This is a genomic window from Kocuria sp. JC486 (assembly GCF_011602805.1).
Classification (GTDB): domain Bacteria; phylum Actinomycetota; class Actinomycetes; order Actinomycetales; family Micrococcaceae; genus Kocuria; species Kocuria soli.
Genome location: NZ_JAAOZS010000007.1, coordinates 106,217 through 115,644, shown reverse-complemented (window position 1 = coordinate 115,644; position 9,428 = coordinate 106,217). Strand labels below are relative to the sequence as shown.

The 9,428-nt window shown below is 68.6% G+C and carries 8 protein-coding genes and 1 tRNA gene; 3 read left to right on the top strand and 6 right to left on the bottom strand.

The window, feature by feature from the left end:
• The first annotated feature begins 103 nt into the window (after window positions 1–103).
• Both GWK18_RS05770 and GWK18_RS05765 read left to right on the top strand, forming a co-directional pair.
• Window positions 104–655 carry a histidine phosphatase family protein gene (locus GWK18_RS05770; RefSeq protein ID WP_123823577.1) on the top strand — a complete coding sequence of 184 codons (552 nt, stop codon included), beginning with the start codon at window positions 104–106 and terminating at the stop codon, window positions 653–655.
• A gap of 8 nt (window positions 656–663) precedes the next feature.
• Window positions 664–1,659 carry an aldo/keto reductase gene (locus GWK18_RS05765; protein WP_123823576.1) on the top strand — a complete coding sequence of 332 codons (996 nt, stop codon included), beginning with the start codon at window positions 664–666 and terminating at the stop codon, window positions 1,657–1,659.
• A 78-nt stretch (window positions 1,660–1,737) separates the two neighbouring features.
• Here GWK18_RS05765 and GWK18_RS05760 read toward each other — a convergent pair.
• From GWK18_RS05760 to GWK18_RS05735, 6 genes are all read right to left on the bottom strand, one after another.
• Window positions 1,738–1,810 (bottom strand) — tRNA-Arg (locus tag GWK18_RS05760).
• 120 nt (window positions 1,811–1,930) lie between these two features.
• Complete coding sequence (locus tag GWK18_RS05755; protein ID WP_166833779.1) at window positions 1,931–2,899, bottom strand: siderophore-interacting protein; 969 nt, start codon at window positions 2,897–2,899, stop codon at window positions 1,931–1,933.
• Window positions 2,896–3,801, bottom strand: a complete 906-nt coding sequence (locus GWK18_RS05750) for an ABC transporter ATP-binding protein (protein WP_166833777.1) — start codon at window positions 3,799–3,801, stop codon at window positions 2,896–2,898. The genes GWK18_RS05755 and GWK18_RS05750 overlap by 4 nt, the downstream gene beginning before the upstream one ends.
• Window positions 3,798–4,841, bottom strand: coding sequence for an iron ABC transporter permease (locus GWK18_RS05745; RefSeq protein ID WP_348535848.1), 1,044 nt, complete (start codon window positions 4,839–4,841; stop codon window positions 3,798–3,800). Before GWK18_RS05745 ends, GWK18_RS05750 begins: the two co-directional genes overlap by 4 nt.
• Window positions 4,838–5,881 carry an iron ABC transporter permease gene (locus GWK18_RS05740; protein ID WP_166833775.1) on the bottom strand — a complete coding sequence of 348 codons (1,044 nt, stop codon included), beginning with the start codon at window positions 5,879–5,881 and terminating at the stop codon, window positions 4,838–4,840. Before GWK18_RS05740 ends, GWK18_RS05745 begins: the two co-directional genes overlap by 4 nt.
• The gene (locus GWK18_RS05735) at window positions 5,878–6,996 is read right to left on the bottom strand and encodes an iron-siderophore ABC transporter substrate-binding protein (RefSeq protein WP_209280903.1); all 1,119 of its coding nucleotides are present in this window, start codon (window positions 6,994–6,996) and stop codon (window positions 5,878–5,880) included. Before GWK18_RS05735 ends, GWK18_RS05740 begins: the two co-directional genes overlap by 4 nt.
• A 466-nt stretch (window positions 6,997–7,462) precedes the next feature.
• Between GWK18_RS05735 and GWK18_RS05730 the strand changes: the two genes are divergently transcribed.
• On the top strand, window positions 7,463–9,322 hold the full coding sequence (locus GWK18_RS05730) for a phosphoenolpyruvate carboxykinase (GTP) (RefSeq protein ID WP_166833773.1): 1,860 nt from the start codon (window positions 7,463–7,465) through the stop codon (window positions 9,320–9,322).
• The last annotated feature ends 106 nt before the right edge of the window (window positions 9,323–9,428 follow it).

Sequence of the window (9,428 nt, the reverse complement as noted above, 5' to 3'; positions counted from 1 at the left end):
CCGCCCCCCCCGCCGCGCCGCCCCCCCCCCCGCCCCCGCGCCCGGGCCCCCCCCGCGGGGGGGGGGGGCGTCCCCCGTCGCCCGTTCGTGAGAACATGACGCCATGTGTGCAGCGCGTACGGAAGACCGCCATGACGAACGGGTGCTGATCCTCATGCGCCACGCCGCCGCAGGGGCGGGGTGGGGAGTGGACGATCACGAACGCTCCCTGAGCTCCACGGGTGAAGCAGATGCGCCGTTGGCCGGGCGCTGGCTGCTCGAGGCGGGGCTGGCACCGGAGATGATCCTGTGCTCCTCCGCCCTGCGTACCCGACAGACCTGCACATGGGTGTCCTCCGAGCTGGGGGACAAGGCGCCGACGGCCAATCTTTCCGAGCGCCTCTACGAGGCGTCGGCGGCCCAGGTGCTGGCGGAGATCAACGCGGTGCCGGATTCGGTTCGGGTGCTCATGGTGATCTGCCACCAACCCGCCGTCCAGGACCTTGCCATGCGACTGGCGGGCGCCGATTCGGAGATGGACGCGGTCATGGACCTGTCCGGGGGCTATCCGACGAGCGGTCTGGCGGTCCTCAGGACCACCCGCGGCTGGGGCCTGCTGGACGGAGCAGATGCACGATTGACCGATTTCACCGTCCCGCGCGCGGAACGGATCTGAGGAGAGACATGAGAGAAGTCGTTTTCACCCCCACCGGTGATCGGGTGGGGGCCGTCGGCTACGGGGCCATGGGCCTGAGCTGGGTGCTGGACCGGACGGATCTGACCGAGCGCGCCAAGCTGGACGTCGTGCGCGAGGCGGTGGATTCCGGGATGAACTTCGTGGACACCGCGACCCTGTACGGCGGCGGGGCGAACGAAGAACTCGTGGGGGCGGCTCTGCGCGACCGCCGCGACAGCACGTTCCTGTGCTCCAAGGTCGCACTGCGTGCCGAGCAGTTGGAGCCGCCCAAGACCGAACGCTGCGGCGACCCGGAATACATCCGCACCGCGATCGACGACAGCCTGAGGCGACTGCGGGCAGAGGTCATCGACCTCTACTACGTGCACCGCATCGATCCGGAGGTGCCGCTCGAGGACACCTGGGGTGCCATGACGGAACTTGTGACATCGGGGAAGGTGCGCAGCATCGGGCTCTCCGAGGTCTCCGTGGAGCAGTTGCAGCGCGCCCAGGCGATCCACCCCGTGGCCGCGGTCCAGTCCGAATACTCCCTCTGGACCCGCGACCCCGACGGGTCCGGCCACACCTCGGACGGTGACCCTGCCGGCGACGTGATCGGCTGGTGCCGGGACAACGGCGCGGTGTTCGTTCCCTTCTCACCGGTGGGCCGCGGGTACCTCACCGGCGCACTGGGTGGACGTCAGTTCCCGGCGGGGGATTTCCGTGCGCGCAATCCACGGTTCACGGATGAGGCCAGGGCCACCAACGACGACGTGGTACTGCCGCCGATCCGGAGCGTGGCGGCAAAGCACGGTGTTCCGATGGCAGCCGTGGCGATTGCCTGGACCATGCTGCCCGCCCGTGCCGGGGGCGTGTCCCTGCCGATCCCGGGGACGAGCTCCCTGGAACACCTGGCCGAGAACGCTCGGGCCGTGGAGGTCGAGTTGGACGACGAGGACCTGGCATTGCTCGAGCACCTGCCGGTGGCCGGATCGAGGTACTGACCGAGCGCTCTTCGGGGCTGCCCGCGCACAGCAAAGCGGCCTGACCTGGATCCTCCAAGTCAGGCCGCTCATGAAAAGTGCGCCACGAGGGATTCGAACCCCCAACCTTCTGATCCGTAGTCAGATGCTCTATCCGTTGAGCTAGTGGCGCGCCGGTCTCACAGACCGATGTTCGCCGCCCTGCCGGGCTCGCGAACAGTGGATTACATTACGCGGACCGCGGTCCATTGCGCAAATCGCACGGCTGTTCGCCCGATCACGCGGGAACCGCTCAGCACTCGGCCTGCCCGCGCCGCCAGTAGCCCATGAAGGACACGTTCTGCTTGGGGATGCCCGCGGCGTCCACGCACAGCCGCCGCCACGCCTTGACGCTGGCCGCCTCACCGGCCAGGAAGACGTAGGTGTCCCCCTCGGATCGGGGATCGGCGATTTCCCAGAGGGGGGTCGCCTCCGTCGCGGTGGCCTCGACGGCGCGTTCCGGGCGTCGACCCGCGAGGACGTCCGCCACGCAGAAGGTTGGCAGATCCAGCACGTGTGCCAACTCGCGGACGGAACCCGTCCCGTGGGCACCGGTTTCTGAACGGGGGAGGGCGTGCACGCGGACCGAAGGTGAGGACTCCGCGAGCGGAAGGTCCTCGGCCAGCGGCACTTCCATGATGACGTCCGCATCGATGGGCTGCTCATCGGCCTGGAGTTCTTCGACGATCGACAGCAGTGCCGGCACAGCGGTCTCGTCCCCGACAGCCACGATCCGTCGGGCGCGACCGGAACTCCAGGCGGACCACGGTGATTCTCCGGGGCCGGGCCCCAACAGGTAGGTCCGGTCGCCGGGGCGGGCGTTTGCGGCCCAGCGTCCGCCGGGGCCCTGATCCGCTGCGTGCAGGACGAAGTCCAGGGTGACCTCCGGTACCACTTGACCCCTGAGTTCCACCCACCGTGCCGATCGGGCGGTGTACGTACGGAGATAGCCGCGCTGCTCCTGGGGCAGCGCGAACCACCCGCGGTACCCCATGCTCAGGTCGGGGCGAGTCGGCTCGGTGCCCTCCGGCGGCAGCAGGAGTTTGAGGTAGGCGTCGCGGCACGCCACGGGATCACCGTCGCCGATGAGATCTCGAGAGAACTCGGCCAACTCCGGGCCGGCCAGGCGGACGCGACGGAACGTCGGTGAGAGGTCTTCGACTCCGGTGACCTCTACCTCGGCACAGGCGATCACGGGTACTGGCTGAGCTGCGGCGCTCATGATGCCTCCATCCCCACGGGAACCTCGACGGTGGACTCGCCCGGCTCGGTGGACTCGCCCGGCTCGGTGCGCGCGCCTTCCGGCTCCGCGGCTGCGCGGCGACGGCCACGCGGGAGCACCACGGGATGCCCCTCCGTGGGGTCCCGTACGATTTCGGCCTCCAGGTCGAAGACCTCCCAGAGAGTCTGCTCGGTGAACACCTCGTCCGGCGTCCCGACCGCCTGCACCCCTCCCTCCTTGAGTGCAATTACCCGGTCGGCCACGCGCGCGGCCAGGTTCAGTTCGTGCAGGACGGCCACCACGGTGGTCCGGCTGCCGTCCGGGCGGCGCAGGGAGCGCATCAGGTCCAGCAGCTCCACCTGGTGGGCCAGGTCCAACGCTGCGGTGGGTTCGTCCAAGAGCACGGTGGGTGTGTCCTGTGCCAGGACCAGCGCGATCCACACGCGCTGCCGTTGGCCACCGGAGAGTTCGTCCACGGGGCGCTCGGCCAACTGCTCCAGATCCACCATGGACAGGGCGCGAGCGATCGCCTCGTCGTCGCCGGGGGAGGGCGCACCCCACCACCGCCGGTGCGGATGCCGCCCCCGCGCCACCAACTCGGCAACCGTGAGGCCTTCGGGCACCACGGGGGATTGGGGCAGCAGGGCGACCTGGCGGGCATAGGGCTTGGGGCGCAGTTGCCCCAGGTCCTGGGACCGGAACTGAATCCGACCGGAACGAGGGGGCAGCTGCCGGGACAGCCCCTTGAACAGGGTGGACTTGCCCGATCCGTTGGCCCCGATCAGCACTGTTGTCTCCCCGGGATTGATGACCAGGTCGACGTCGGACACGGCGGTCCGGGGCCCGTACCCGAGGGACAGGCCTTCGGTCCGGAACACCGGGGTGCTCTGCAGGTCACTCATGACTGAGCTCCTCTCCGCTGCTTCACGAGCAGCCACAACATCACGGGTGCACCGATCGCTCCGGTGATCACTCCGGCGGGGAGCCGTGCGTCGCCGAACATTTCGGCTCCCACCATGTCCGCGGACACGACGATCAGGGCACCGACGGCGCCACTGGCAGGCACTGAGATCCGTCCACCGTGCAGTGCCGCTGCGATGGGGGTGGCGAGCAGTGCGACGAAGGACAACGGTCCCGTTGAGGCCGTTGCGACGGCGGCGAGCAGCACGCCCACGCCCAGGGTTCCCGTCTGGACCAGGCCCGGGCGCGACCCTAGGCCGACGGCGAGCTCATTGCCCAGGGACACGGGTTCCATGGCCCGGTGCAGGATCACCGCGAGGGGAACCGCGACCACGAGCACCACCAGGACCAGGACCAGACGGTCCCAGGTGGACGAATTGAGCGAACCGGCGGTCCAGACGGCGGCACCCTGGGCGTTCTGCGTGGACAGTCGGGCCATGACGCCGACCACGACGGCCTGCCCCAGTGCTCCGACGCCGATCCCGGCCAGCAGGAAGCGCTCTCCGACGATCCCGGAGGCGCCCGCGCCGGCGTGCAGGGAGGTGGAGGCTGCAGCGATCAGACCGGCGGCGACCAGTGCCCCGACCAGCGCCGCCCAGGCCACTCCGGCGCCCGAGGTCCCCAGGAAGTAGATGGATGCCACGGCACCGGCCGCCGCGCCCGCGTTGATGCCCAGGACGTCCGGGCTGGCCAGGGGATTGCGCAACACGGTGCGGAAGAGGGCACCGGCCATGCCGAAAGCCAGTCCCGCGGCGGCACCCAGCAGGGCGCGCGGCAGCTTGTCCTGCATCACGATGAACGTGGCTCCGGGGATGCGCTCGCCCGCCAGGATGCGAAAGAAGTCCGGGAGGGTGACGGTGTACTGACCCAGCAACACCCGCACGCCCATCATGACCAGCACCGCGATCAGCAGGGACGCGAGCAGCAGGCGGCCCCGGTGGGACTGCCTGCGGCGGATGGTCTGGACGGAAGCGGCCTTCACAGCGTGACCCCCCGTGGTCGACGAAGAAGGGCCAGTAACACGGGAACCCCCAGGACCACCGTGGTGATCCCCACGTAGATCTCCTGGGGCGGCGCCACCACGCGGCCGAGAGTGTCCGCCACCAGCAGCAGGGCCGGGCCCAGGAGGAGGCTCAGGACGATCAACCAGCGGTAGTCTCCCCCCACGACGCGGCGGATGGCGTGGGGGACCAGCAGTCCCACGAAAGCGATCGGGCCGGCAATCGCTGTCGCCGAGCCCGCCAGAACCACGATCCCCACGAAGACCAGGCCCCTCTGGACACCGAGGTCGACACCCAGACCGTGGGCGAGTTCATCGCCCAGGGCCATGGCGTTGAGTCCCGATGCCCCGGCCAGCAGCAGCGCAACTCCGATCAGGACCAACGGTGCCGCCGTGGCCAGGTCGCCGGTGTCCGTACGGGACACGGATCCCACGTTCCAGTACCGGTACCGCTCCAGGACGGCTTGGTTGGTCAGGACGACGGCGGAGGTCACGGCGACGAATCCGGCGTTGACCGCCGCGCCGGAGAGCGTCAGTCCGATGGGCGTCGGCGCGCCCCCTCCGATTTGGGAGAGGCCGAAGACGAGTCCGGCCGCGACGGTGCAGCCGATCAGTGCCGCCAGGGCGATCTGCCAGCTGCTGTGCGCCCCGAGCCACCCCAGGGCGAGCACGACGCCGGCTGCAGCTCCGGAGGACAGCCCCAGCAAACCCGGGTCACCGAGTGGGTTACGGCTGACCCCCTGCATGCCCGCGCCCGCGGCGGCCAGTGCTGCGCCCACCACGACCGCGGTCACGGTTCGCGGAATGCGGTTGAGGACCACGGTCGTATCCATGTCGGCACCGGCACCGGCACCGGAGTCCTGCCCCGTCAGAATGCCCGGCAGCCTCCCGAGCACCGTCGCCACGGTGCCGGGGTCGATGGATCGACTGCCCCAGAACAGCGACGCGGCCGTCGCGGCGATCAAGAGGATCACTGCGACGGCCAACGTGACCCACGGGGTGACCCGTAGGGACCGGCTCATGCTGCGGCGGATTCCGTGGCCGATGCCTCGCCCGTGGACCCGCTGCCCCCGACCGCTTCGGAGATCTGCGGGATCACGTTCTCCAGGGCCCACGGGATGCTCAGGGGCGAGGCGGCGGAGACTGAAAGGGTCTCTTGGCCGTCGGTCTGCAGGACCATGTGGCCATCGGCCACCGCCGGAATCTTGTTGAGCAGGTCGTCCGACTCGATGTCCTCGCGCACGGATTCATCGGCCGCCCAGGTGATCAGGACATCCGACTCCAGTTCGTCGGCGCGTTCGGGGGACCAGCCGATGAAGAACTCGGTCGGATCGTCGCCCTCGGCTTCCACGACGACCGGAGCCTGCTCCATGCCCAGCGCGGTCATGAGACGCGGCCGGTTGTCGACGGAGGTGTAGATGCTGATCTGCTCCTCGGCGGACGGGTCCACGGTGCCGTAGATGAAGGTCTTGCCCGCCAGATCGGGGTTCTCCTCCGCGGCCTTGGAGATCTTCTCCTCGACGGAGGACACCAGGTCCTCTGCCTCCTGGTCACGCCCGAGCGCCTCGCCGATCAAGCGAGTGGTTTCCTCCCACGGGGTGCCGAACGGTGCGGTGTCTGCCGGCGGTGCAACGGTGTTGGCGATCTCGGAGAGTTTGTCGTAGTCCTCCTGCGTCATGCCGGAGTAGACGCCGATGATCAGATCGGGTTCAGCTGCCGCGATGGCCTGGAAGTCCAGACCGTCGGTCTCGGACCACTTGGTGGGCTGCTCCCCGCCCTTTTCCGCCAGGGCGTCGTCGAACCAGTCGGTCGACTTGTTCTCGTTGCCGCCGAAGTCGGTCTCGGCAATGCCGACCGGGACCACTCCCAGCGCCAGGACCACGTCCTGGTTGACCCAGGCGATCGTGGCCACGCGCTTGGGCTCCTCGTCGATCGTCGTCGAACCGTAGGCGTGGTCAATGGTGCGGGGGAAACCCTCCGAGGACTCGCTGCCGCCGTCCTCCGGGGAGCCGGACCCGGTCTGGCAGCCCGCCAGTGCGAGGGCCCCGAAAGCGGCCATGCCGGTGAGGGCGCTTCGCCGGGACAGGGATCCCGTCAGGAAGCTGTCGGTGCTCGGGCTGCGGCGAGGAACGGTCATGTCTACCCCTGTGATGTCTCGAATCGGATCGGCGGCTGTGTGCCTGCGGAAGCGACCACCGGCCCAGGATGATGCGAGTCATGCAAGGTTAGGCTGCCCTAATTGTCCGCGTGATCACTGTAGGGGGTGATGGAGCACATACGCAAAGTGAACATGTGCTAATTCGTGAGGTTGGCCACATCCTGGTGACTTCGGGGGATGGCGCCCGCTCGTGACGTACGCCGCCCGTCATGATCGTGTGATTCTGGCCACCCTTGACCGGGGTCGTGACCAACGGAACAGGTAGACTTCGATCACACCACAAGATCGGCCAGCTCCGCCTCGGCTTTCACCTCAGGTGATCCTCATGTGATCGGAGCAACCAGGCGGTGTTCAGCTGGGCAGGGACCTCAACGGTGAGGTTCCGGAGGTGGCCGAGAAGTCGGTGGTCAGAAGTAATGCACGGCCTCAACGAGGAGACACGTCCATGGCTCAGAAACCCACAGACACGTTGAATGAACTCTCCGCCGAGGCTCAGCGGGGGATCGAGCAAGCCCCCACGACCCACCAGCACCTGCTGGAATGGGTGAGCGAAGTGGCCCGCCTGACCCTGCCGGAGCGCATTCACTGGGTCGACGGGTCCGCGGACGAGTGGAAGACCCTGACCGACGAGATGGTCGAGGCGGGCACCTTGGTCCGCCTTGCCGATGACAAGTTCCCGAACTCCTTCGCGGCGTTCTCCGACCCCGACGACGTGGCCCGGGTCGAGGAACGGACCTTCATCTGCACCGAGACGAAGTACGGCGCCGGTCCCACCAACAACTGGGAGGACCCGGAGGAGATGAAGGGCATCCTCACGGAGCACTTCCGCGGGTCGATGCGTGGACGCACCATGTACGTCATCCCCTTCGTCATGGGTCACCTGGACGCCGACGACCCCAAGTACGGCGTGGAAATCTCCGATTCGCCCTACGTCGTGTGCTCCATGCGCATCATGGCCACGATCGGCTCCGACGTCCTCAAGAAGATGGAAGCCACCGACGCCTTCTTCGTGGAGTGCCTGCACTCGCTCGGTGCGCCGCTGGCACCGGGGCAGGAAGACGTTCCGTGGCCCTGCAGCCCGACCAAGTACATCGTGCAGTTCCCCGAGGATCGCGCCATCTGGTCCTTCGGCTCGGGCTACGGCGGCAACGCACTGCTCGGCAAGAAGTGCTACGCGCTGCGCATCGCCTCCGCGATCGCCCACGACGAGGGCTGGCTGGCCGAGCACATGCTCATCCTGAAGGTCACGGACCCCAATGCCTCGACCAAGTACATCGCGGCGGCCTTCCCCTCGGCCTGCGGCAAGACCAACTTCGCCATGATCGAACCGACCATCCCCGGTTGGAAGGCGGAGATGGTCGGTGACGACATCGCGTGGATCCGGTTCCGCGGTGAACAGGCGTACGTCGTCAACCCGGAGGCAGGCCTGTTCGGCGTCGCGCCCGGCACCGGTTGGTCGACCAACCCCAACGCCATGAAGGCGATCGCCAAGGGCAACACGATCTTCACCAACGTGGCCCTGACTGACGACGGCGGCGTGTGGTGGGAGGGAATGACCGACGAGGTTCCCGCTCACCTGGTGGACTGGAAGGGCAACGACTGGACCCCCGACTCCGGTCGCCCGGCGGCACACCCCAACTCCCGGTTCTGCACGCCCATCAAGCAGGCCGAGATCCTGGCGCCGGAGTACGATGACCCCAACGGCGTCCCGCTCTCGGCGATCATCTTCGGCGGACGCCGCAAGACCACGGTCCCCCTGGTCGCCGAGTCCTTCGGCTGGGAGCACGGTGTGTTCCTGGGTGCCAGCCTGTCCTCGGAGACCACCGCCGCGGCCAAGGGTGCCGTGGGCGTGGTGCGGCGCGACCCCATGGCCATGCTGCCCTTCATCGGCTACAACGCCAACGACTACCTGCAGCACTGGCTGGACCTGGGCGAGAACCACGGTTCCGCCAACATGCCCAAGGTGTTCTACGTGAACTGGTTCCGTCGTACTCCCGACGGCGGTTTCGCCTGGCCGGGCTTCGGCGAGAACAGCCGCGTGGTGGACTGGATCTGCCGCCGCGTGGACGGTACGGCCGGGGGCGTGGAAACCGCCGTCGGTGTGGTCCCCGCGCCCGAGGACCTGAACCTCGACGGTCTGGAGATCACGGACGAGGAGATCCAGGCGGCGCTGGCGGTCAATGCCGACGAGTGGCGGGCGGAACTGCCCGGCATCCACGAGTGGTTCGGGAAGCTCGGTGACGTCCCGGTCGTGCTTGCCGAGGAGGAAGCCGGCCTGAGCGAGCGGCTGAACGCCCAAGGCTGACCGGACTGGAAACGTCGGAGGGGGGGGGCGCCCAAGAGGGGGGGGCCCCCCCCCCCCTTCCGCCGGGGGCGCGGCGCGGCCCCCGCCCCCGCCGGGGTGCCCGGCC

What these genes read in the sequence shown, in the direction of transcription:
- GWK18_RS05740 (WP_166833775.1), bottom strand. Translation starts at nt 5,881, where the DNA reads ATGAGCCGGTCCCTACGGGTCACCCCGTGGGTCACGTTGGCCGTCGCA.
- GWK18_RS05750 (WP_166833777.1), bottom strand. Translation starts at nt 3,801, where the DNA reads ATGAGTGACCTGCAGAGCACCCCGGTGTTCCGGACCGAAGGCCTGTCC.
- GWK18_RS05730 (WP_166833773.1), top strand. Translation starts at nt 7,463, where the DNA reads ATGGCTCAGAAACCCACAGACACGTTGAATGAACTCTCCGCCGAGGCT.
- GWK18_RS05755 (WP_166833779.1), bottom strand. Translation starts at nt 2,899, where the DNA reads ATGAGCGCCGCAGCTCAGCCAGTACCCGTGATCGCCTGTGCCGAGGTA.
- GWK18_RS05735 (WP_209280903.1), bottom strand. Translation starts at nt 6,996, where the DNA reads ATGACCGTTCCTCGCCGCAGCCCGAGCACCGACAGCTTCCTGACGGGA.
- GWK18_RS05770 (WP_123823577.1), top strand. Translation starts at nt 104, where the DNA reads ATGTGTGCAGCGCGTACGGAAGACCGCCATGACGAACGGGTGCTGATC.
- GWK18_RS05765 (WP_123823576.1), top strand. Translation starts at nt 664, where the DNA reads ATGAGAGAAGTCGTTTTCACCCCCACCGGTGATCGGGTGGGGGCCGTC.